Annotated in this window: 22 protein-coding genes; 10 read left to right on the top strand and 12 right to left on the bottom strand. The window is 60.2% G+C overall.

What is annotated here, in order from left to right; translation table 11 throughout:
- Positions 1-85: 85 nt before the first annotated feature.
- The 5 genes from KGA98_RS05275 to KGA98_RS05255 form a co-directional block, all read right to left on the bottom strand.
- On the bottom strand, positions 86-2,041 hold the full coding sequence (locus tag KGA98_RS05275) for a GGDEF domain-containing protein (protein WP_223501694.1): 1,956 nt from the start codon (positions 2,039-2,041) through the stop codon (positions 86-88).
- The gene (locus tag KGA98_RS05270; RefSeq protein WP_057712592.1) at positions 2,038-2,916 is read right to left on the bottom strand and encodes an endonuclease/exonuclease/phosphatase family protein; all 879 of its coding nucleotides are present in this window, start codon (positions 2,914-2,916) and stop codon (positions 2,038-2,040) included. The genes KGA98_RS05275 and KGA98_RS05270 overlap by 4 nt, the downstream gene beginning before the upstream one ends.
- A 14-nt stretch (positions 2,917-2,930) precedes the next feature.
- A complete protein-coding gene (gene dsbA / locus KGA98_RS05265) occupies positions 2,931-3,572 on the bottom strand; it encodes a thiol:disulfide interchange protein DsbA (RefSeq protein ID WP_090452332.1) in 642 nt (213 codons plus the stop codon).
- A 199-nt stretch (positions 3,573-3,771) separates the two neighbouring features.
- Complete coding sequence (locus tag KGA98_RS05260; protein WP_057712594.1) at positions 3,772-4,401, bottom strand: c-type cytochrome; 630 nt, start codon at positions 4,399-4,401, stop codon at positions 3,772-3,774.
- Between the two features lie 45 nt (positions 4,402-4,446).
- Positions 4,447-4,737, bottom strand: a complete 291-nt coding sequence (locus KGA98_RS05255) for a c-type cytochrome (RefSeq protein ID WP_008002190.1) — start codon at positions 4,735-4,737, stop codon at positions 4,447-4,449.
- 191 nt (positions 4,738-4,928) lie between these two features.
- Between KGA98_RS05255 and yihA the strand changes: the two genes are divergently transcribed.
- The gene (gene yihA, locus KGA98_RS05250; RefSeq protein WP_223501687.1) at positions 4,929-5,573 is read left to right on the top strand and encodes a ribosome biogenesis GTP-binding protein YihA/YsxC; all 645 of its coding nucleotides are present in this window, start codon (positions 4,929-4,931) and stop codon (positions 5,571-5,573) included.
- A gap of 501 nt (positions 5,574-6,074) precedes the next feature.
- Here the strand turns inward: yihA and polA are convergent.
- Positions 6,075-8,879, bottom strand: coding sequence for a DNA polymerase I (polA, locus tag KGA98_RS05245; RefSeq protein ID WP_154909713.1), 2,805 nt, complete (start codon positions 8,877-8,879; stop codon positions 6,075-6,077).
- A gap of 74 nt (positions 8,880-8,953) precedes the next feature.
- Here polA and KGA98_RS05240 point away from each other — a divergent pair, with 74 nt between their 5' ends.
- Both KGA98_RS05240 and KGA98_RS05235 read left to right on the top strand, forming a co-directional pair.
- The gene (locus KGA98_RS05240) at positions 8,954-9,241 is read left to right on the top strand and encodes a DUF2782 domain-containing protein (RefSeq protein WP_057712597.1); all 288 of its coding nucleotides are present in this window, start codon (positions 8,954-8,956) and stop codon (positions 9,239-9,241) included.
- A 60-nt stretch (positions 9,242-9,301) separates the two neighbouring features.
- On the top strand, positions 9,302-10,252 hold the full coding sequence (locus KGA98_RS05235) for a homoserine kinase (protein ID WP_007989412.1): 951 nt from the start codon (positions 9,302-9,304) through the stop codon (positions 10,250-10,252).
- A gap of 114 nt (positions 10,253-10,366) precedes the next feature.
- On the opposite strand, the gene znuA is transcribed toward KGA98_RS05235, so the two are convergent.
- On the bottom strand, positions 10,367-11,287 hold the full coding sequence (gene znuA / locus KGA98_RS05230; protein ID WP_174245497.1) for a zinc ABC transporter substrate-binding protein ZnuA: 921 nt from the start codon (positions 11,285-11,287) through the stop codon (positions 10,367-10,369).
- Positions 11,288-11,353: 66 nt separating this feature from the next.
- Here znuA and zur point away from each other — a divergent pair, with 66 nt between their 5' ends.
- The 7 genes from zur to KGA98_RS05195 all read left to right on the top strand — a co-directional run bounded on the left by zur (position 11,354) and on the right by KGA98_RS05195 (position 17,036).
- Complete coding sequence (zur, locus tag KGA98_RS05225; RefSeq protein ID WP_008045818.1) at positions 11,354-11,836, top strand: zinc uptake transcriptional repressor Zur; 483 nt, start codon at positions 11,354-11,356, stop codon at positions 11,834-11,836.
- Positions 11,836-12,621, top strand: coding sequence for a zinc ABC transporter ATP-binding protein ZnuC (znuC, locus tag KGA98_RS05220; protein WP_223501684.1), 786 nt, complete (start codon positions 11,836-11,838; stop codon positions 12,619-12,621). The genes zur and znuC overlap by 1 nt, the downstream gene beginning before the upstream one ends.
- Positions 12,614-13,402, top strand: coding sequence for a zinc ABC transporter permease subunit ZnuB (gene znuB, locus KGA98_RS05215; RefSeq protein ID WP_057712600.1), 789 nt, complete (start codon positions 12,614-12,616; stop codon positions 13,400-13,402). Before znuC ends, znuB begins: the two co-directional genes overlap by 8 nt.
- 37 nt (positions 13,403-13,439) lie before the next feature.
- Positions 13,440-14,156 carry a PA5502 family lipoprotein gene (locus tag KGA98_RS05210; protein WP_057712601.1) on the top strand — a complete coding sequence of 239 codons (717 nt, stop codon included), beginning with the start codon at positions 13,440-13,442 and terminating at the stop codon, positions 14,154-14,156.
- A gap of 367 nt (positions 14,157-14,523) precedes the next feature.
- Complete coding sequence (locus KGA98_RS05205) at positions 14,524-15,531, top strand: methionine ABC transporter ATP-binding protein (RefSeq protein ID WP_223501679.1); 1,008 nt, start codon at positions 14,524-14,526, stop codon at positions 15,529-15,531.
- Complete coding sequence (locus KGA98_RS05200; protein ID WP_057712603.1) at positions 15,531-16,205, top strand: methionine ABC transporter permease; 675 nt, start codon at positions 15,531-15,533, stop codon at positions 16,203-16,205. The genes KGA98_RS05205 and KGA98_RS05200 overlap by 1 nt, the downstream gene beginning before the upstream one ends.
- Before the next feature lie 60 nt (positions 16,206-16,265).
- Positions 16,266-17,036, top strand: coding sequence for a MetQ/NlpA family ABC transporter substrate-binding protein (locus KGA98_RS05195; RefSeq protein WP_223501678.1), 771 nt, complete (start codon positions 16,266-16,268; stop codon positions 17,034-17,036).
- A 166-nt stretch (positions 17,037-17,202) separates the two neighbouring features.
- On the opposite strand, the gene KGA98_RS05190 is transcribed toward KGA98_RS05195, so the two are convergent.
- Genes KGA98_RS05190 through KGA98_RS05170 form a run of 5 tightly spaced genes read right to left on the bottom strand, consistent with a single transcriptional unit; the run spans position 17,203 to position 21,102 of the window.
- Positions 17,203-17,838, bottom strand: coding sequence for an SCO family protein (locus KGA98_RS05190; RefSeq protein WP_223501677.1), 636 nt, complete (start codon positions 17,836-17,838; stop codon positions 17,203-17,205).
- Positions 17,835-18,734, bottom strand: a complete 900-nt coding sequence (gene cyoE / locus KGA98_RS05185) for a heme o synthase (protein WP_223501676.1) — start codon at positions 18,732-18,734, stop codon at positions 17,835-17,837. The genes KGA98_RS05190 and cyoE overlap by 4 nt, the downstream gene beginning before the upstream one ends.
- On the bottom strand, positions 18,722-19,792 hold the full coding sequence (locus tag KGA98_RS05180) for a COX15/CtaA family protein (RefSeq protein WP_057712606.1): 1,071 nt from the start codon (positions 19,790-19,792) through the stop codon (positions 18,722-18,724). Before KGA98_RS05180 ends, cyoE begins: the two co-directional genes overlap by 13 nt.
- Before the next feature lie 10 nt (positions 19,793-19,802).
- Positions 19,803-20,396: a hypothetical protein gene (locus tag KGA98_RS05175; RefSeq protein ID WP_090457722.1), complete on the bottom strand. Its 594-nt coding sequence runs from the start codon at positions 20,394-20,396 to the stop codon at positions 19,803-19,805.
- Positions 20,362-21,102: an SURF1 family protein gene (locus tag KGA98_RS05170; protein ID WP_223501675.1), complete on the bottom strand. Its 741-nt coding sequence runs from the start codon at positions 21,100-21,102 to the stop codon at positions 20,362-20,364. The genes KGA98_RS05175 and KGA98_RS05170 overlap by 35 nt, the downstream gene beginning before the upstream one ends.
- Between the last annotated feature and the right edge of the window lie 43 nt (positions 21,103-21,145).

Genomic DNA, 21,145 nt, shown 5'->3' with positions numbered 1-21,145 from the left:
CAAGACAATAATGCAACAGTGTAACGTAATGCCTTGCGGGCGGACGGCAATCCCATCGAATTAAACAAAATGGAACAGATCACCGTCAGCTCGGTTCCACTCGATTACGGCCGGCATTTTTTGCGCGATACAGCGCTTGATCGGCTCTTTTAAGTACCTGATCGCTATGTTCACCCGGCCTGAACGCCGTCATTCCGATAGACACGGTGATGGTCACCGGCTCTCCCTTGAAGTGGAACGGACAGGCTTCAATGGAGGCCCGCAAGCTTTCCAGCATCTTCAGCCCCGCCGCCGGCACCGTGGATGGCATTAACAGCACAAACTCCTCGCCGCCAAACCGTGCAATGAAATCCGTTCCGCGCAGCCGCTTGCGCAACACGCTGGCGATGATTTTCAGCACTTTGTCACCGGCCAGGTGCCCGTAGTTGTCATTGATGCGCTTGAAATGATCGAGGTCGAGCATGGCCAGCAACAGCGTGTTGCCATGTTGTTGCCATTGTGTGACTTCATGACCCAGGCGCTCGCTCCAGGCCGCGCGGTTGGGCAGCCCGGTCAACGGGTCGACCAATGCCTTCTGTCGTTGCTCTTCAAGGTGCTCGCGGTAACCCTGGGCCTCCTGCTCCATATGGGCGACCCGCTCGGCCAGGCTGTGCAGGCGCGCAGCGACCTCCTGCTCGCGCTCATCGCGCTGTTTCTGGTGCTGGTCCATGGTGCCCAGCAAGCCTTCGAGATGGTTTTCCAGTACGTGCTTGAGATCTTCCAGATCTGCGGCTTCCTGCATGCTGCTTTGCAGGCCATCGACCTGTTCGCGGATCTGCGTGTCCATCTGTCGCGCAGCCGAACGGTTGTCGGCGTGTCCCGCGGTGGCGGCCTGCAAGTTGCTCTGGAACGATTCGAGACGCTCGTTCAGTCGTTGCAGATAAGCTTCGAACTCATGCTGGCCGCTGTCGGTAATGGCCAGCATCAATGTGGCGAAGTCGTCGAGTATCGGCAGCAATTCGTACCAGTTCAGACCGTTTTTCAGACGATCGCGCATGGATTCGGCTTGTGGACGATGACGCTCGGGCAGTGTCAGGTCGTCGAGCAGCCCCAGCAACGTGTCTTCGATGTGGCTGGCCACCGAGCTGTAGGAGGGCTCGGGAGAATCCGGAAGTGCGTAGAGAATGTCGTGTTCGGATGGCGCCTGATCGACGGGCACGTCCTGCATCGGAATCGGAGGTAAGGGCAAGCTATCGGGTGATGCTTGAGCGGTCAGCTCGTCGGGGTTCGCTTGCGACTCAGGTGATGTCGCGATGGTTTCCGGGGTCGGTTTCTCGGCCGATTCGATTTCCGCCGCGGCTGCACTGGGTGGTTGAGGCTCCGCAGCCGGAGGTGCAAAAGCCACGGCTGGCTCGGTTGGCGCGAACTCGTCTTCGACTCGCTCAACAGCGGGTACCTCGCAGCTTGCCGCAGGGCTCTCGGCTACAGGGGCAGCCAGCGCAGGAGCAGCGGCCGTCGATGCTTCCGCCTCCTGCGCTTCACGACCGCCGAACAACCGCTGCAGCAAACCCGGCCGGCCGTTCTCCGTTGGGTTCTCCAGCTGGCTCAGGGCCTTGCCCTGCAAGCCACTCAGCTCGCTGAGCAGCAAGGGTATCTCGCGCGCCTGACTGACCCGCGCATCCAGGTGCTTGGCGAAATTCTTGAGTGGCCGACTCACATCCCGTGGCAATGGCAATGTTTGCAGTTGCGTAACCAGCGCAGTCAAGGCGGCACTGGTCTGGTTGACTCGGGTTTCCCGACGCTGTTCGGAGTCGAGCACGGCTTTTTCCAGGCGTGGAATCAGCGCAGCCAGGCCGGCGTCCATGTCATCGGTGCGCACGACTTCGCGCATTTCCTTCATGCATTGGTCAACGGCGCGGTCCGTACCTTCCGCTGCCAGGGTGCTGCGCACCAGCCCGCGACGCAGCAAGTCGAGCCGCGCGTCCCAGCGACGTTCGAGCTTTTCCTGTTGTTCGATGCTTTTGAGGTACTTCTCTTTCCAGCGCTGTGCTTCGTCGCTCATTCATGGGATCCGCGAGGGGCAGGACTCAACGCGGGCAATGCATCGGCCGTGAGCGAACCCGGCAAACGAATCTCTACCGCGACCGGCAGGTGATCGGAAATGGGCTGTGCCAGCACCTCAACCTTTTCCAGGGTCAGGCTCGGGCTCAGCAGGATATGGTCCAGGCAGCGCTGTGGGCGCCAGCTGGGAAACGTCGCTTCCAGTTGCGGCGCGAGCAGGCCGAGATCGCGCAACGGGGAATGTTGCAGCAGGTCGCTGGCATGGGTGTTCATGTCGCCCATCAGCACCTGATGCTTGTAGTCGCCGATCAACTCGCGGATATAGGCCAATTGCAGACTGCGTGCCCGGGCGCCCAACGCCAGGTGCATCATGACCACCACCAGCGCTTCCGGGCCTTCGCCGAACCGTACCAGAATGGCTCCGCGACCCTTTGGTCCCGGCAACGGATGATCCTCAATTGCCCACGGACGCAATCGGCTGAGCACGCCATTGCTGTGCTGGGCCAGGCGACCGAGATTACGATTGAGTTGTTGATACCAGTAGGGAAAGGCGCCGAGCTGGGCCAGGTGTTCGACCTGATTGACGTAGCCTGATCGCAGGCTGCCGCCATCGGCCTCTTGCAAGGCAACCAGATCGAAGTCGCCCAGCAGATTGCCGATTTTCTGCAGGTTATCGGCACGCCCCGTGTGCGGCAGCAGGTGCTGCCAGCCCCGGGTCAGGTAATGCCGATAGCGCTCGGTACTGATGCCGACCTGGATATTGAAACTGAGCAAGCGCAGACGACTGTCTGCGGGCAGGCCCGTGGACTCCAGATGATGCTCGTTGACCCGCGGATCATGCAGGCCAACGATGCGTTCAGTACCCCATCGGCGCATGGCAGTGACTGCCCTTAGTTGGCGGCAGCCTTGTTAGCCGCTCGCTCTTTGTCGATCAGTTTGTCGGCCAGTTGCAGGGCCTGTTCGGCACCGCCGGCAGAACCCACGTCGAAGCGATACTTGCCGTTGACGACCAGGGTTGGAACGCCGGAGATTTCATACTTTTTGGCCAGCTCACGGGCTTGAACAACCTGGCCCTTGATAGCAAAGGAGTCGAAGGTGGCCAGGAATTTATCCTTGTCTACGCCCTGGGTAGCCAGGAAGTCAGCCATGTCATTCTTGTCGATCAGCTTCATTTTTTTGTTCTGGATCGCGTCGAATACCGCGGCATGAACCTTATGCTCAACACCCATGGACTCAAGGGTCAAGAACATTTGGCCATGAGCATCCCAAGCTCCGCCGAACATGGCCGGAATACGCTTGAAATTCACATCGGATGGCAGCTTTTCAGCCCAAGGATTGATTGTCGGTTCAAAATGATAGCAATGCGGACAGCCGTACCAGAACAGCTCCACCACTTCGATCTTGCCAGGCACGGCAACCGGAACCGGATTGGTCAGCTCGACATAAGGGGCGGCTGGGGCGTCGGCGGCCTGGGCAGTCATGCCAAACAGGCTGGCAGCGGCAAAAACGGCACTGATGATCAGATTACGCATGCTTTACTCCTGGACAAATTTTTTCGCCGCGCGCGATTGTTTTCAGACAGATCCTGGCGGGCTTGAGTTCTGTAGTGTAACGGCAGCGGCCACAAAAAAGGGCGGCCAAGGCCACCCTTTTTATACTTGCCGAGACGGATTAATCGAGCGTTAACGTTGCAGGCGATCAGCACGCCGTTCAACGCCCGATCCACCGGCCTTAGTGCAGGCCTTGAATGTAGCTGGACACCGCGGCGATGTCTTCGTCGCTCAGCTTCTTGGCAATGCTCTGCATCGGTTTGGTATCGCCGTCGTTGGTGCGGCCACCTTCTTCCTTGCGGAAATCGACCAGTTGCTTGCCGACGTATTGAGCGTGCTGGCCACCCAGGTGCGGGAAACCGGCAGCCGCGTTACCTGCGCCATTTGGCGAGTGGCAACCGGTGCAGGCTGGCAGGCCCTTGGCCAGGTCACCACCACGGAACAGGGCCTCACCGCGAGCGACGATCTTCGGATCGGCGGCACCGACGCTGCCTTTCTGGCTGGCGAAGTAGGCAGAGATGTCCGCCAGGTCCTGATCGCTCAGGTTGGTCAGCAGGCCGGTCATTTCCAGAACGGTGCGCTTGCCCGACTTGATGTCGTGCAATTGCTTGGTCAGGTAGCGTTCACCCTGACCTGCCAGTTTCGGAAAGTTTGGCGCCATGCTGTTGCCATCCGGGCCGTGGCAGGCGCCACAGACGGCGGCTTTGGCCTGGCCGGCTTTTGCATCACCCGGTTGTACTGCCTCACCTGCAGCATGGGCCATGCCGGAGATGCCCACGGTCAACAGCAGACTCACGATCAATTTCTTCATCAGCTAATCCAACTACGGCTAAGGGTTAAGAGTTATGGACCGGGCTTACTCGCTCATCCAAAGGATGATGGCTTGGTAATCCTCGGCACTGCAGTCCATGCACAAACCACGCGGCGGCATCGCCTTGAAACCCTGGGTCACGTGTTGCACCAGCGTCTCCATACCTTTCGCCAACCTCGGCGTCCAAGCTTCCTGATCGCCTTTTTTCGGCGCCATGGGGAGTTGGCCGGAATGACAGGCACCACAAACACGGTTGTACACAGCTTCCGGATCCTGTGTAGCCTGAGCGCTGTAAAGCGGCATCAATACACCGGCAGCTAGCAGCCATTTCGTCATAAAACGACCTTTTCAGGGTTGAGAGCGAGCTGCGTTCTAGTGCGCAATCAAGGTCTGTCGCTCTCGTGAACTTCGTCCTACGCTGGGACAAAGCGCACACAAAATCTGCGGCATTATATACTGGCGTCACTGAAACGGAAGCGACACTGCTTGCCGCACCCATTCCTGGCGCCGCCCACATCGGAAATCCCATGCAACTCAAGAATCCCATCCTCGGTCTGTGCCAACAGTCCACCTTCATGCTCAGCGCCGCCAAAGTCGATCAATGTCCGGATGACGAGGGCTTCGAAGTCGCCTTCGCCGGGCGTTCCAACGCCGGCAAGTCGAGTGCCTTGAACACCCTGACCCACGCCAGCCTGGCGCGCACCTCGAAAACCCCGGGACGCACGCAGCTGTTGAACTTCTTCAAGCTAGACGATGAACGCCGTCTGGTCGACCTGCCGGGCTACGGTTATGCAAAAGTACCGATCCCGCTCAAGCAACACTGGCAGCGTCACCTGGAGGCATATCTGGGTGGTCGCGAGAGTTTGAAGGGTCTGATCCTGATGATGGACATCCGCCATCCGATGACCGATTTCGACCTGCTGATGCTCGACTGGGCCGTGGCTGCCGGGATGCCGATGCACATTCTGCTGACCAAAGCGGACAAGCTGACCTATGGCGCGGCCAAGAACACCCTGCTCAAGGTTCAGGCGGAAATCCGCAAGGGTTGGGGCGATCTGGTGACAATCCAGCTGTTTTCGGCCCCCAAACGCATGGGCCTGGAAGATGCCTACACCGTACTGGCTGGCTGGATGGAGCTGGCGGACAAGGGTGCCGCAGCAGAGATTCAATAAATATCAAAAACTGTTTGTGGTGCGCTCAGGCAAGGCAAAAGCGCGGCTCGAAAGCGGAGTTTAGGGGCCTAAATGAGCATTTCGAGCCGCGCTTTTAACGCAGCCTGAGCGCATCACAGACAGTTTTTCTCGGGGCAAAAAAAACCCCGGGCTTCATATGGGGAGGGAGAAGTTCCGGGGTTGAAGCTCTAGACCGCTAGGGCGGGGTCCAGATATCTGCCAACACTTAACACAACATAGGAGCATCGAAGGGCTTCACCAGCCATTCAGTAACTCTGAGTGGTGGTGCGCAAGATTAGTTCAGATTTTTTTCAGATAGCTTTGAAATTACTCTGATAGCCCTCCGGACCAAGCTGTTTTTTTGCGCCCTTCTGCCGCGGCACTATGCCGCAGCAGAACTCGACAATTTTCTGTAGGAGCGAGCTTGCTCGCGATGGAGTGTCAGACACATCGATTTCGACTGAAATTCCATCGCGAGCAAGCTCGCTCCTACAAGAAGGCTCAGTGAGCCTCATCCCAGTTATTTCCAACACCCACTTCGACCAGCAACGGCACATCCAGCTTCGCCGCCTCGCTCATGTGTACGCGAATTTCATCGCGAACCTGGTCGACCAGGTCTTCACGCACCTCGAGCACCAGTTCATCGTGCACCTGCAAGATGACTTTGGCGTCGAGGCCCGACGCGGTCAGCCAGTTATCCACCGCGACCATGGCTTTCTTGATGATGTCCGCAGCGGTGCCTTGCATCGGTGCGTTGATTGCCGTGCGCTCGGCAGCGGCGCGCTCTTGCGGCTTGTTGGAGTTGATGTCCGGCAGGTACAGGCGACGGCCGAAGAACGTCTCGACATAACCTTGCTCGGCGGCCTGGGCACGCGTGCGATCCATGTACTGGCGAACGCCGGGGTACCGGGCAAAGTAGGTATCGATGTAGGCCTTGGCGGTCTTGGTGTCGACGCCGATGTCCTTGCCGAGCTTCTGCGCGCCCATGCCGTAGATCAGGCCGAAGTTGATCGCTTTGGCGCTGCGGCGCTGGTTGGAGGTCACTTCGGCCAGTTCGACCTTGAACACTTCGGCGGCGGTCGCGGTGTGTACGTCCAGATTGTGGCGGAAGGCGTTCATCAGCCCTTCATCCCGGGACAGGTGCGCCATGATCCGCAGTTCGATCTGCGAATAGTCCGCAGCCAGCAGCTTGTAACCGACCGGGGCCACGAAGGCCTGGCGGATGCGACGCCCTTCGGCGGTGCGCACCGGGATGTTCTGCAGGTTCGGATCGCTGGAGGACAGCCGCCCGGTGGACGCCACCGCCTGATGATACGAGGTATGGATCCGCCCGGTACGCGGGTTGATCTGCTCCGGCAGACGGTCGGTATAGGTGCTTTTCAGCTTGCTCATGGAGCGATATTCCATGAGCACTTTCGGCAATCGATAGTCGTCTTCTGCCAGTTTGGCCAGCACTTCTTCGGCGGTTGATGGCTGGCCCTTGGCGGTTTTCTTCAGTACCGGCAGGCCGAGCTTCTCGTAAAGGATCACGCCAAGTTGCTTGGGCGAACCGAGGTTGAATTCCTCGCCGGCAATCTCGAAGGCTTCACGCTCCAGCGCCACCATCTTGTCGCCCAGTTCGATGCTTTGCACGCCCAGCAAGGCGGCGTCGACCAATGCGCCCTGGCGCTCGATACGCGCCAATACCGGCACCAACGGGATTTCGATGTCGGTCAGTACGCCGGCCAGGCTCGGAATAGCCGAGAGTTTTTCGAACAGGGCATGGTGCAGACGCAAGGTGATATCTGCATCTTCGGCGGCGTAAGGCCCGGCCTGCTCCAGGGCGATCTGGTCGAACGTCAGCTGTTTCACGCCTTTGCCGGCGATGTCCTGGAAGCTCACCGTGGTGTGGTCCAGATACTTCTGCGCCAGGCTGTCCATGTCATGGCGGGTGGCCGTGGAGTTGAGCACGTAGGACTCAAGCATGGTGTCGAAGGCGATGCCACGCACGGTAATGCCGTTGTCCTGATCGCCGCCGATGGCGCAATTGGCCAGGATGTTCATGTCGAACTTGGCGTGTTGGCCGACCTTGAGCTTGTTCGGATCTTCCAGAATCGGCTTGAGCGCGCGCAGGACCGTGTCACGATCCAGTTGCTGCGGCACACCGATGTAGGAATGGGTCAACGGGATGTAGGCCGCTTCGTTAGCCTGAACCGCGAACGACAGGCCCACCAGTTGCGCCTGCTGCGCATCGATGCCGGTGGTTTCGGTGTCGAAGGCAAACAGTTTGGCGTTGTTCAGTTTTTCCAGCCAGGCATCGAACCGCGCTTGATCGAGGATGGTTTCATAGGCGGCTTCAGCAGCGACGGCCGGTGCTTCGGCCTCTGGTTCGCTGAACAGATCGGCGGCCGGTGCTGGCTCGGCGGCAGCGCTCAGTTCCAGGCGTTTGGCGTCGCGATCAAGGTCGTTCAGCCAGCTCTTGAACTCCAGCAGGGAGTACAACTCGTAGAGTTTCGCAGGATCTTCCGCGCCCATTTTCAGGTCGTCGAGGCCAACGTCCAGTGGCACGTCAACCTTGATGGTCGCCAGCTGATAGGACAGGAAGGCCATTTCCTTGTGCTCTTCAAGCTTGGCCGGCAGGGTCTTGGCGCCGCGAATCGGCAGGGTCGGTACGATGTCGAGTTGCGCATAGAGCTCGGTCAGACCGCCGTTCACACCGACCAGCAGACCGGAAGCCGTCTTCGGACCGATGCCTGGAACACCCGGAATGTTGTCGGAAGAATCGCCCATGAGCGCCAGATAATCGATGATCTGCTCCGGAGCGACGCCGAATTTCTCCTTCACGCCCTCCACGTCCATGCTGCTACCGGTCATGGTGTTGACCAAGGTAATGTGACCGTCGACCAGTTGCGCCATGTCCTTGTCACCGGTGGAGATGATCACCGGACGATCCGCCGCCGCGCTGCTGCGGGCCAGGGTGCCGATCACGTCATCGGCCTCGACGCCTTCGACGCACAGCAGCGGGAAGCCCAGGGCGATCACGCTCTGGTGCAGCGGCTCGATCTGCACGCGCATATCGTCGGGCATGCTCGGACGGTTGGCCTTGTATTCGGCGAACATCTCATCGCGAAAAGTCCCACCCTTGGCGTCGAACACCACGGCGAACGGACTGTCCGGATATTGCTTGCGCAGGCTCTTGAGCATGTTCAGCACGCCCTTGACCGCACCGGTCGGCAGGCCTTTGGACGTGGTCAGCGGTGGCAGCGCGTGAAAGGCGCGGTACAGGTAAGAAGAACCGTCCACCAGGACGAGGGGGGCTTGGCTCATGAGCAGGATCAACCTTTTCGGCGGGTCCGGCGCTAGAATAGCGGGACCGTTGACGACAAAGGGACAAGGTTATCATGCGCACACTAAATCGCCTGTTGCTGGCTGGCTTGTTTGCAATCGCACCATCGGCCGTGATGGCGGCGGACGATGCGCCATCGGCGGACCCGGATGTCACCATTCGCACGGAAGGCGATAAACTCATTCAGGAATACCGGCAAAACGGCTTTTTGTACGCCATCAAGGTCACCCCAAAGGTTGGCAAACCGTATTTCCTGGTGCGCGCGGATGGCTCGGAGGGAAACTTCGTCCGCTCCGACTACCCGGATATGCTGATTCCGGCGTGGGAAATTTTTAAGTGGTAAGTCGTCCTTAACTTTAATCGGCGCCGGCTCAACAGCGGCGCCCGTACTGGCAGCTTAAACATGTCTGTGTTCACCCCCCTGGCTCGGCCCGAGCTGGAAGCTTTTCTCGCCCCTTATGGCCTCGGCCGCCTGCTTGATTTCCAGGGGATTGCCGCCGGTAGCGAAAATACCAATTTCTTTATCAGCCTGGAGCAGGGCGAATTTGTCCTGACCCTGGTCGAGCGCGGTCCGGTTCAGGAGATGCCATTCTTCATCGAACTGCTCGACGTACTGCACGGCGCCGACCTGCCGGTGCCTTACGCCTTGCGCACCACAGACGGCGTGGCCTTGCGAGAGCTGGCGGGCAAACCTGCGTTGCTGCAACCGCGCCTGGCCGGCAAGCACATCAAGCAAGCCAACGCGCAACATTGCGCGCAGGTGGGTGAATTGCTCGGCCATCTGCACCTGGCGACCCAGGCCAATATGATCAAGCGCAAAACCGATCGCGGCCTGGACTGGATGCTGGAGGAGGGCACGCAATTCCTGTCGCACCTCGGTGCCGAACAGAAAGACCTGCTGCAACGGGCGCTGGAAGAAATCACCCGGCAGAAGGAAAAAATCCTGGCACTGCCGCGGGCGAACATTCACGCCGACCTGTTCCGCGACAACGCGATGTTCGAAGGCACGCACCTGACCGGGCTGATCGACTTCTACAACGCCTGCTCCGGGCCGATGCTCTACGACGTGGCGATTGCCTTGAACGACTGGTGCTCGGACGACGATGGCGTAATCGATGGACCGCGAGCGCGGGCCTTGCTGGGCGCTTACGCGGCCTTGCGACCGTTCACCGCCGCTGAAGCCGAGTTGTGGCCGACCATGCTGCGGGTGGCTTGCGTACGGTTCTGGTTGTCACGCCTGATCGCGGCGGAGTCGTTTGCCGGACAGGATGTGTTGATTCACGATCCGATGGAATTTCAATTGCGATTGGCACAGCGACAGACAGTCAACACGCCTTTGCCTTTCGCCCTTTAAAGGCTTTGACCTGTGGGAGCGAGCTTGCTCGCGATAGCGTCGGGTCAGTCAACATTGATGTTGATGTAATGCCGCCTTCGCGAGCAAGCTCGCTCCCACAGGGTCTGGTGTCGGTTACAGTGACTCCAGGCACCCCGCCAGATCATTCCCCAATTTCTCCAACACCTGCTCATAGCCCTGGCCAGTCGCCGGCGTGTACCCGCCCAGCGCATCCAGTTCAGCCAGTTTCACCGGCAAACCCGCCACCAGAGTTTCCGCCAGACGGGGCCGCAGCGGAGGTTCGCTGAACACGCAGGTCTTGCCGACTTCCTGCAATCGCGCGCGCATCGCCGCGACATGCTGGGCACCGGGTTGCACTTCGGCCGCGACGCTGAACACACCCACGTGCTTGAGGCCGTAGGCGTCTTCGAAGTAGTCGAAGGCTTCGTGGAAAACGAAGTAGGGTTTGCCCTGAACATCGGCCAGGCGCTTCTTCAGGCGCGCATCCAGTGCATCGAGACGCTCGTCGAAGGCTTTCAGATTGCTCTGATAGCGCGCGGCATTTGCAGGATCTGCGGCACTCAGGTCAGCCGCCATTTTCGTGGCGATGACCCGGGCGTTGACCGGCGACAGCCACAAGTGCGCATCCAGGCTGCCCGGACGGTGATCGTGGTCGTGTTCGTCGGCTTCTTCAGCGTGGGAGTGGTTATCTTCGGCAAAGTGACGCAGTTTCATGCCCGGCAAATCCTGCACGGCGACGTTGGGCAACGTACGACCATTGAGCACACGTGGCAGGAAGCCCTCCATGTCCGGGCCGATCCAGTACAGCAGGTCCACCGATTGCACCTTGCGTACGTCGGAAGGGCGCAACGCATAGTTATGCGGTGAGGCACCCGGTGGCAGCAAAACCTCGGGGATCGCCACGCCATCCTGCACCGCCGCGGCGATCAGTTGCAGAGGCTTGATGCTGGTAAGGACCTTGACCTCGGCCTGCGCCGAACCGATCAGCAGAAAACTTGCGATAAATGCGACAAAAACAGAAAAAAGTCGGGACACGATGACCACTCGAAGAGGCGAGAACGGGTAACATAATAACGTCTCTCACAAACCTCGTCGCCGCTCATGCTAAAAACACCGATCGCCAGCCGTCCCCACGACCACTCACATTGCGTTCACAGCGCTTTGTCCGAGGCCGATGCCCTGTGCGCACGTCAAGGTCTGCGCCTGACCGCGTTGCGCCGGCGAGTGCTGGAGCTGGTGTGGCAAAGCCACAAGCCTTTGGGTGCCTACGACATTCTCGCGGTCCTCAGCGAGCAGGACGGTCGTCGCGCCGCACCGCCGACGGTGTACCGCGCGCTGGATTTCCTGCTGGAAAACGGCCTGGTCCATCGGATTTCCTCGCTCAACGCCTTCATCGGCTGCAACCACCCGGAACATGCTCACCAGGGTCAGTTCCTGATCTGCCGTGTGTGCCACGCCGCGATCGAACTTGAGCAAAAATCCATCAGCGACGCGATCATCGCCAGCGCCAGGGATGTCGGGTTTGTCGTCGAAGGCCAGACCGTTGAAGTGGTCGGTCTCTGCTCCGGTTGCCAGGGGGCTTGATGAGCAACGCGCTGATCCGTCTTGAGCAGGTTGCCGTCACGTTCGCCGGGCAACCGGTGCTGGACAACATAGAACTGAGCGTCGAGCCGGGGCAGATCGTTACCCTGATCGGCCCCAACGGCGCAGGCAAAACCACCCTGGTGCGTGCCGTGCTCGGCCTGTTGAAACCGGACAGCGGCAGCGTCTGGCGCAAGCCGAAACTGCGGGTCGGTTACATGCCGCAAAAACTCCATGTCGATCCGACCCTCCCGCTGTCGGTCCTGCGTTTCCTGCGCCTGGTACCGGGGGTGGACCGTGCGATGGCCTTGGCTGCACTCAAGGAAGTCGGCGCCGAACAGGTGATCGACAGCCCGGTGCAAAGCGTTTCCGGTGGCGAAATGCAACGTGTGTTGCTGGCCCGTGCCTTGTTGCGCGAACCGGAACTGCTGGTACTCGACGAACCGGTACAGGGTGTCGACGTGGCCGGCCAGGCCGAGCTGTACAGCCTGATCACCCGCCTGCGTGACCGTCATGGTTGCGGTGTGCTGATGGTCTCCCACGATTTGCATCTGGTGATGAGCACCACGGACCAGGTGGTTTGCCTCAATCGTCACATATGCTGTTCCGGCCACCCCGAGCAGGTCAGCGGCGATCCGGCTTTTGTCGAGCTGTTCGGAAAGAACGCACAAAGCCTGGCGATTTATCACCACCATCACGACCACGCCCACGACTTGCATGGCTCGGTGGTCAAGGCGCCCGCGTCGGGCCAACCCCATGTTCACGGAGATAGCTGCAAGCATGGCTGATTTTCTGCTCTACGCCCTGCTTGCAGGCCTGGCCCTGGCCGTCGTCGCAGGCCCGCTGGGGTCTTTCGTGGTCTGGCGGCGCATGGCCTATTTCGGCGACACCCTGTCCCACGCGGCATTGCTCGGCGTGGCCCTGGGTTTTCTGCTGGATGTCAGCCCGACCGTTGCCGTCACTGTTGGCTGCTTGCTGTTGGCGGTGATGCTGGTGACGTTGCAACAACGCCAGCCGCTGGCATCCGACACACTTTTGGGAATTCTCGCACCCAGCACGCTCTCTCTGGGCCTGGTGGTACTAAGCTTCATGCACGAAGTGCGGATCGACCTGATGGCCTATCTGTTCGGTGACCTGCTGGCGATCAGCCCGACCGATCTGGCCTGGATTCTTGGCGGCAGCGCGGCGGTACTGGTCTTGCTGGTTACGTTGTGGCGCCCATTGCTGGCGATCACGGTGCATGAAGAACTGGCCAGGGTCGAAGGTTTGCCCGTGGCGGGATTGCGCCTGGCGTTAATGCTGTTGATCGCCGTGGTAATTGCCGTGGCGATGAAAATCGTCGGCGTGTTGCTGATCACTTCGTTGCTGATCATCCCGGCGGCTGCGGCACAACGTCATGCTCGCTCGCCGGAACAGATGGCACTGGGCGCGAGCCTGCTGGGCATACTCGCCGTGTGTGGCGGGCTGGCGCTGTCCTGGTTCAAGGACACCCCGGCCGGCCCGTCGATTGTGGTGACGGCCGCCGCGCTATTTCTGCTGAGTTTTGTTCTGCCCCGTCGAGGGGTGTAGACTTGCTCGTTTTTTGCGCAAATAGAGAGTCGCAGGAATGAAGTCGTTCGCCTCCCGTTATCTGCTCCTTGTCGCATTTTCTTTGCTGCTGGGCGCCTGCCAAAGCACGCCACCGGCGGCCACCGAGGCCGCCGATGCGCGGGCCGCGGCCATCGTACAGCTGGAACAAAACATCGCCAGCGATGAACTGGCCATCGCCGAAGATCAATTGGCAGCCTTGCAGGCCGAATCACCCAACGATGCTTCCCTTGAGCAATACCAGCGGCAGCTGGCCGAAGCCTATCTGCGCCGCAGCCAGATCGTGCTGCAAAAGGGTGACGTGGATGCCGCAGCAACTGCCCTGAGCCGTGCCCGCGCGTTGATGCCCAAGGCTCCGGCACTGACCGGCGGAGTCAACGGCTCGATTGCCCAGGCGCGCAAGGCCGAACTGGAAAGAGCCGAAGCCGCCCTCAAGGCTGCCGAAGCCAAGCCAAAAGCCAAGGTTATCGACCTGACGGCTGAAAGCACCACGGTCGTGCTCAATATCAACGATATGGGCAAACTGCGTCGCCAACTGGATGCCATTGCCGCCGATGTGGTGAATTTTCAGTGCGACGTGAGCATTCAGGCTCCACGCACTAATGATTACCCTTGGCTGGCCAACTTGCTGACCAAACGGGTGAAGAAACTCGATCCTGAGTTTGACCTGAAGCTGGAGCGGCAGATTTTGCGCAGCGTCCCGGCGCAGATGGTTCTAACGCCTCGTAAATCTTAAAAGCATCGCGAGCACGCTCGCTCCCACAGGGTTTCGGGTTGCCCACACATTTTGTGACCAACACTTCTCTACTGTAGGAGCGAGCTTGCTCGCGATGGCGGTCTCCCTGGCTCCGCAGATCTTCAGGCCGGAATCGCCTTGGCCTTCGCCTCCCTGTCCCAAACCCGATGCTGCCCACCATGTCGAAGTTGCCTTCGGCCTTGGGTGAGTTTCTTCAGCCGTTCCTTTTTTCTGACCTTTGATCGCGTTATTGCCAAATGACAGGACAAATACGAAATAAATGCTAAGAACCTCTATACGGACAGGCTAAAATGCGCGCCCGGCTAACCGCTGATCCTTTTCTAACGCGCCCCACAAGGTTCGCTACGTGATCGAGTTTCAAAACGTCCATAAAACCTACCGCGTCGCCGGTAAGGAAATCCCCGCCCTGCATCCGACCAGTCTGACGATTGAGAACGGGCAGGTTTACGGCTTGATCGGTCATTCCGGCGCAGGGAAAAGTACCCTGCTGCGTCTGATCAATCGCCTGGAAAACGCCAGTGGCGGCAAGATCACCGTCGACGGTGAAGAAGTCACTGCACTCGACGCCAACGGCCTGCGCCGCTTCCGTCAGCAGGTCGGGATGATTTTCCAGCACTTCAACCTGCTGGCCTCCAAGACTGTCGCCGACAACGTCTCGCTGCCTCTGACCCTGGCCGGCGAATTGTCGCGCAGCGAGATCGATTCGCGCGTGGCCGAGTTGCTGGCGCGGGTCGGCTTGTCCGACCACGCGAAAAAGTACCCGGCGCAATTGTCCGGCGGGCAGAAGCAGCGTGTCGGCATTGCCCGTGCGCTGGCGACCAAGCCAAAAATCCTGCTGTGCGACGAAGCCACCAGCGCCCTCGACCCGCAAACCACCGCATCGGTCCTGCAATTGCTGGCCGAGATCAATCGCGAGCTGAAACTGACCATCGTGTTGATCACCCACGAGATGGACGTGATCCGCCGGGTCTGCGACCAGGTAGCCGTGATGGACGCCGGCGTGATCGTCGAGCAAGGCTCGGTGGCCGAAGTGTTCCTGCATCCGAAGCACCCGACCACCAAGCGCTTCGTGCAGGAAGACGAGCAGATCGACGAAAGCGAACAGCGTGACGACTTCGCTCACGTGCCAGGCCGCATCGTGCGTCTGACCTTCCAGGGCGACGCGACCTACGCGCCGTTGCTGGGCACCGTCGCCCGGGAAACCGGTGTGGACTACAGCATCCTGGCCGGTCGCATCGACCGCATCAAAGACATCCCCTACGGGCAACTGACCCTGGCCGTGACCGGCGGTGACATGGAAGCAGCCTTCGCCCGCTTCACCGCAGCCGACGTCCACATGGAGGTGCTGCGCTAATGGAAGCCCTGACAAGTTTCTTCGCCAATATCGACTGGTTCGAAATCTGGCTGGCCACCGGTGACACCTTGCTGATGCTGGGTGGTTCGCTGTTATTCACCGTACTGCTTGGCCTGCCGCTGGGTGTGCTGCTGTTCCTGTGCAGCCCGCGCCAGTTGCTGGAAGCCAAAGGCATCTACGCGATGTTGTCGCTGGTGGTGAACATCCTGCGCTCGCTGCCGTTCATCATCCTGCTGATCGTGATGATTCCGTTCACCGTGTTGATCACCGGTACCTCCCTTGGTGTCGCCGGTGCAATTCCGCCGCTGGTAGTGGGTGCCACGCCGTTTTTCGCGCGCCTGGTGGAAACCGCCCTGCGTGAAGTGGATCGCGGCATCATCGAAGCGACCCAGGCCATGGGCGCGACTACACGACAGATCATCACCAATGCCTTGCTGCCTGAGGCTCGTCCGGGCATCTTCGCGGCGATTACGGTGACCGCCATTACACTGGTGTCCTACACGGCGATGGCCGGTGTCGTTGGCGCTGGTGGTCTGGGTGACTTGGCGATCCGTTTCGGTTACCAGCGTTTCCAGACCGATGTGATGGTGGTGACAGTGGTGTTGCTGCTGGTACTGGTCCAGGTACTGCAAACCGTTGGCGACAAATTGGTCGTCCACTTTTCCCGTAAGTAAGACATGAGCCGGCCATTCGCTGGCAGGCGCCAAACGGGCGCCTCACATGGAGTTAGCTGAATGAAAAAACTACTCGTGGCCTTCGCGGCCGTTGCGGCATTCTCTGCCCACGCTGAAACCCTGACCGTCGCGGCCACTCCGGTTCCGCACGCCGAGATCCTCGAATTCGTGAAGCCGGCCCTGGCCAAAGAAGGCGTGGACCTGAAGGTCAAGGTATTTACCGACTACATCCAGCCAAACGTGCAGGTCGCGGAAAAACGCCTGGACGCCAACTTCTTCCAGCACCAGCCGTACCTGGATGAGTTCAACAAGGCCAAGGGCACCCATCTGGTTTCTGTGGCTGGCGTGCATCTGGAGCCCCTGGGCGCTTACTCCAGCAAGTACAAGACCATCGCTGAACTGCCTGGCGGTGCCAACGTGGTCATCCCGAACGACGCTACCAACGGCGGCCGTGCGCTGTTGCTGATGGCCAAGGCCGGCCTGATCAAGTTGAAGGATTCAAACAACATCCTGTCGACCGTCAAGGACATCACCGAGAACACCAAGGATCTGAAAATCCGCGAACTGGAAGCCGCGACCATCCCGCGCGTGCTGACTCAGGTCGACCTGGCGCTGATCAACACCAACTACGCGCTGGAAGCCAAGCTTGATCCGGCCAAGGACGCGCTGTTCATCGAAGGCAGCGACTCGCCTTACGTGAACATCCTCGTTGCCCGTCCAGACGACAAGGACACCGATGCGATGAAGAAGCTGGTGGCTGCCCTGCACAGCCCGGAAGTGAAGGCCTTCATTCTCGAGAAGTACAAAGGCGCGGTGGTGCCGGCGTTCTGATCAGCTGACGTAAACGAAAAAGGGGCGCATTGAATGCGCCCCTTTTTTGTGCCCGAACCACCACCCCTTGTAGGAGCGAGCTTGCTCGCGAAGGTGTGTCAGCTGCATAGGTGTCGACTGACACTCCATCGCGAGCAAGCTCGCTCCTACAAGGGTTTTGTGTTGTTTAATTGCGCCTGAGCATCACCGGCAACTGCGCCACCAGCTTCGCATTGTTCAACGGCGCCCGAATGAACCCACGCTGTGTCCCATCCGGCCCGATCACCGCGAGGTTGCCGCTGTGATCAACGGTGTAGTTCGGCTTGCTCGTGTCCGCCGGAATGAACGGAATGCTCACTGCGTTGGCGATCGTTTGCAGTTCATCGGTCGACGCCGGGGTCAGGCCGATGAACTGCGGGTCGAAGTAGCCCAGGTACTGCTTGAGCTGCTTGGGCGTATCGCGGTTCGGGTCGACGCTGACCAGCACAATCTGCAATTTATCCACAGCCTCGGGCGGCAACTCGCTCTTGATCTGCCGCAACTGGGCGAGGGTGGTCGGGCAGATGTCCGGGCAGAAGGTGTAGCCGAAGAACAGCAGGCTCCACTTGCCTTTCAATTCATTGATCGCGACCGGCTGGCCGTCCTGATTGGTCATCATCACGTCCGGCAGATTACGGCTCTGCGGCAGCAGGATGATGCCGGCGTCGATCAGCGCCGTCGGATCGCCCTGGTTTTTCCCGGACAGCACCTTGTTGACGGTCAGGCCCAGGATCAGTGCGACCAGGGCGACTAGTATGAAGACGGTTTTCTGGGTTCGAGTCATAGGTTCAACAATAGGTAGTGGTCTACGAGCAGGGCGATAAACAGCAGGAACAAGTAGTAAATAGAGTACTTGAACGTGTTGATCGCCGCGTGCGGCCGAGTGCCACGGTACAGCACCACGGCCCATTGCAGAAACCGCGCGCCCAGCCCGAGCGCGCAGATCAGGTAGAGCGTGCCGCTCATGTGGATCACATAAGGCATCAGGCTGACGGCAAGCAATGCGAAGGTATAAAGCAGGATGTGAATCTTGGTGTAGTGCTCGCCATGGGTGACCGGCAACATCGGGATGTCGGCCTTGGCGTATTCCTCCTTGCGATGGATCGCCAGCGCCCAGAAGTGCGGCGGGGTCCAGGCGAAGATGATCAGCACCAGCAGCAGCGGTTCGGCGCTGACGTGACCGGTGGCGGCGGTCCAGCCGAGCAATGGCGGCGCGGCACCGGCCAGACCACCGATGACGATGTTCTGCGGGGTCGCGCGCTTGAGAAATCCGGTGTAGACCACCGCGTAGCCGAGCAACGAGGCGAGGGTCAGCCACGCGGTCAGCGGGTTGGTGAACGCCAGCAGCATGGCTTGCCCGAGGACCGCCAATACCAGCGCGAACGTCAGCGCGGCGGTCGGCGAAACCCGGCCTTCGGCGAGCGGCCGTTTGTGGGTGCGCGCCATCACCGCGTCGATGCGCCGGTCCACCACATGATTGACCGCCGCCGCGCCACCGGCACACAGGGCGATGCCCAGGTTGCCGAAAATCAGCACCGTCCACGGCACCCCGGCGCGGGTCGCGAGGAACATTCCCACCAGCGAAGTGATGAGCATCAGCACCACGACTTTGGGCTTGGTCAGTTCCAGGTAGTCACGCCAGATCGCCTGACTGGGACGTTCGCCGATCAGAATCGCCATGGCATTTCTCCTTTTATTGTTATGGGCCCGGCTGAGTGTTTACGCGGGCTGAAGTGCCAGCGCGCTTGCTTGACCCGGACCAGACTGGTTCGGGCGTGGTAATTGACCAGCACCATGGTCAGCAACAGCGCCGCGCCGCCCGCGTTATGCGCGACGGCCACCGGCAGCGGCAGATGGAACAGCACGTTGCTGATGCCCAGGGTGATTTGTGCGCCGAGGGCGATCAGCACCAGGCCTGCCAGGCGCGTCATGCCAACCGCCTTCAGTTGCCAGGCCAGACCGAGCAATACCAGGGTGACCAGTAACGCGCCTATGCGATGAGTCAGGTGAATGGCCGTACGGGCATCGCTGTCCAGTTGCCCGCCGAGGTAGTTCGGGCCGATGTGCTGGGTCAGGTGAAAGCCATTGGCGAAGTCCGCCGCTGGCAACCACTGGCCGTGACAGGTCGGAAAGTCGATGCAGGCCACGGCGGCGTAATTGGAACTGACCCAGCCCCCGAGGGCGATTTGCCCGATCACCAGCAACAGCCCTGCCGTCGCCCAGTGCTGCAAACGTCGTGGCACCGTCAGCGCCGGCAGTACGCCGGACAGGCGCAAGGTCAGCAGAAACAACAGGCTCAAGGTCGCGAAGCCGCCCAGCAAATGCCCGGTGACCACCTGCGGCCAGAGCTTGAGCGTTACCGTCCACATGCCGAACGCGGCCTGGCCAACAACCACCGCCAACAGGAACAACGGCAGCTTCACCGGCTGTCCGGGATGGCGGCGATGCACCCACGCACGACCCGCCAACACCGCGATCAACAGCCCCAGCGTGCCGGCGGAGTAGCGGTGGATCATCTCGTTCCAGCCCTTATGGGCCTCGACCGGAGCGTCCGGGAAATGCAATTCGGCATGGGCCAGTTGGGCTTCGCTTTTCGGCACGCTGATGAAGCCATAGCAGCCGGGCCAGTCCGGGCAGCCGAGGCCGGCGTGGGTCAGGCGCGTGTAGGCGCCGAGCAACACCACAATCAGTGCCAGCAAGGTGGCAAACAACGCGAGGCGAAATCCAGGCTTGGCCATGACGATGCCCTTATCCGATGTTCGACAGTTTCAGCAGGTGGCGCAGATCGTTGAGCAAGTCCTTGCCCTTCACCGACGGGTCGTAGCGCAGAACCAGATTGCCGTGGGGGTCGATGATCCACAGGTGCGGCACGTCATTGCTCTGAGCGCCTTTTGTGTAGGCAGGCAAGTCCAGTGAATAACGTTGCAACTGCGGGTACTCGCGTTGAAGTTTAGTCTCGTAATCGCTGTTCAGCGTCTGCGCGGTGGCCAATGCATGGCTGGCGCGGGACGCATCGCGGCCCAGGCCGATCTGGATTTGCCGCGCCAGATACACCAGTTGCTGGCAGTCCACCGCGCAATCCTTGGGCGCGGTCACCAGTATCTGCCAACGCTCTTCCTGGGCCTGCACGCCGATGTCCGCGCGGGTCTGACCGTTGCCGATCAGTTCGCCGTGATAACTGCGGCCCTCGGGCACCCAGAAATTCAGCTTGTACATGCCGGTGGCGAGGATCATCGGACCGATCACCCCGAGCAGGATCAGCAGCAGTTGCATACGACCCTTGCGCCGATTCACCAACGGTTTCGCCTCAGACATGCTGGGTGGATTCATGGCCGCTCCCATGGTGTTTCTCCTTTGCGTTGTGCCAGCCGAGATAGAGATAAAGTCCGAACAGGACGATCGCCATGGCGAACCACTGCACGGCATAAGCGATGTGTTTTTCCGGGCCCATGGCGACTACGGGCCAGTCGGCCTGATAGGTGGCGGGGCCGGTTTCGGCACGTAGTTCGTAGGCAAAGCCTTCGCGATTCAGTGCTGTCCAGAGCTTGTCTGGTTCAACGGCCGTAATCAGCTTCGGCCATGTCAACGTTGTGGGATCTGCGTGCAATTGGAACGTCGCCCCAGGGGAGACGTAGACCCACGCGTCGAGGCTTACCGCCTCGGTGGGTGTCTTGAATTGCGGTGGTGTGCGGCGCTCCGGCCAAGGCAACCAGCCGCGATTGACCAGCAGCCAAAGCCCGGTGGCCTGATCGTGAAAGGGTTGCAACAGCTCGACGCCAACCCTGCCGTTGCGTTGACTGTTATCCAGCAGCAGGCTGTGTTCGGCATCGAACTGGCCGTACAGGTGAACCCGACGGAAGGCCGGGTCTGTCGTGTGTTGCAGTTCGGTGCTGGCCATCGGCTCGGCGGCCCGGCGCTCGGTGTAGCTTTGCAGCAGCGCGCTTTTCTCCGCGCCCCGGCTCAACTGCCAGAACCCCAGGGACACCAGTAGTGGCAGCAACAACGCCACCACCAGCGTTGGCACGATACCTGGCCGAAAGCACTTCATGGCATTGCCAGAAAATCGGTCATCGCGATAGCTATACTCAAGT

The sequence above is a fragment of the Pseudomonas sp. BF-R-24 genome (genome assembly GCF_019947335.1).
In the GTDB taxonomy this organism is placed as follows: Bacteria; Pseudomonadota; Gammaproteobacteria; order Pseudomonadales; family Pseudomonadaceae; genus Aquipseudomonas; species Aquipseudomonas jessenii.
Note: the sequence above shows the minus strand (reverse complement) of the source record. Positions and strands in the feature narration are given on the sequence as shown.

Coding starts and splice junctions, on each gene's coding strand:
- KGA98_RS05210 (WP_057712601.1), top strand. CDS start 13,440: ATGAAGTCGTTCGCCTCCCGTTATCTGCTCCTTGTCGCATTTTCTTTG.
- KGA98_RS05275 (WP_223501694.1), bottom strand. CDS start 2,041: ATGAGCGACGAAGCACAGCGCTGGAAAGAGAAGTACCTCAAAAGCATC.
- KGA98_RS05180 (WP_057712606.1), bottom strand. CDS start 19,792: ATGGCCAAGCCTGGATTTCGCCTCGCGTTGTTTGCCACCTTGCTGGCA.
- KGA98_RS05190 (WP_223501677.1), bottom strand. CDS start 17,838: ATGACTCGAACCCAGAAAACCGTCTTCATACTAGTCGCCCTGGTCGCA.
- KGA98_RS05195 (WP_223501678.1), top strand. CDS start 16,266: ATGAAAAAACTACTCGTGGCCTTCGCGGCCGTTGCGGCATTCTCTGCC.
- KGA98_RS05240 (WP_057712597.1), top strand. CDS start 8,954: ATGCGCACACTAAATCGCCTGTTGCTGGCTGGCTTGTTTGCAATCGCA.
- KGA98_RS05235 (WP_007989412.1), top strand. CDS start 9,302: ATGTCTGTGTTCACCCCCCTGGCTCGGCCCGAGCTGGAAGCTTTTCTC.
- KGA98_RS05175 (WP_090457722.1), bottom strand. CDS start 20,396: ATGGGAGCGGCCATGAATCCACCCAGCATGTCTGAGGCGAAACCGTTG.
- zur (WP_008045818.1), top strand. CDS start 11,354: ATGCTAAAAACACCGATCGCCAGCCGTCCCCACGACCACTCACATTGC.
- znuB (WP_057712600.1), top strand. CDS start 12,614: ATGGCTGATTTTCTGCTCTACGCCCTGCTTGCAGGCCTGGCCCTGGCC.
- KGA98_RS05170 (WP_223501675.1), bottom strand. CDS start 21,102: ATGAAGTGCTTTCGGCCAGGTATCGTGCCAACGCTGGTGGTGGCGTTG.
- polA (WP_154909713.1), bottom strand. CDS start 8,879: ATGAGCCAAGCCCCCCTCGTCCTGGTGGACGGTTCTTCTTACCTGTAC.
- KGA98_RS05260 (WP_057712594.1), bottom strand. CDS start 4,401: ATGAAGAAATTGATCGTGAGTCTGCTGTTGACCGTGGGCATCTCCGGC.
- cyoE (WP_223501676.1), bottom strand. CDS start 18,734: ATGGCGATTCTGATCGGCGAACGTCCCAGTCAGGCGATCTGGCGTGAC.
- znuC (WP_223501684.1), top strand. CDS start 11,836: ATGAGCAACGCGCTGATCCGTCTTGAGCAGGTTGCCGTCACGTTCGCC.
- KGA98_RS05255 (WP_008002190.1), bottom strand. CDS start 4,737: ATGACGAAATGGCTGCTAGCTGCCGGTGTATTGATGCCGCTTTACAGC.
- KGA98_RS05270 (WP_057712592.1), bottom strand. CDS start 2,916: ATGCGCCGATGGGGTACTGAACGCATCGTTGGCCTGCATGATCCGCGG.
- yihA (WP_223501687.1), top strand. CDS start 4,929: ATGCAACTCAAGAATCCCATCCTCGGTCTGTGCCAACAGTCCACCTTC.
- KGA98_RS05200 (WP_057712603.1), top strand. CDS start 15,531: ATGGAAGCCCTGACAAGTTTCTTCGCCAATATCGACTGGTTCGAAATC.
- dsbA (WP_090452332.1), bottom strand. CDS start 3,572: ATGCGTAATCTGATCATCAGTGCCGTTTTTGCCGCTGCCAGCCTGTTT.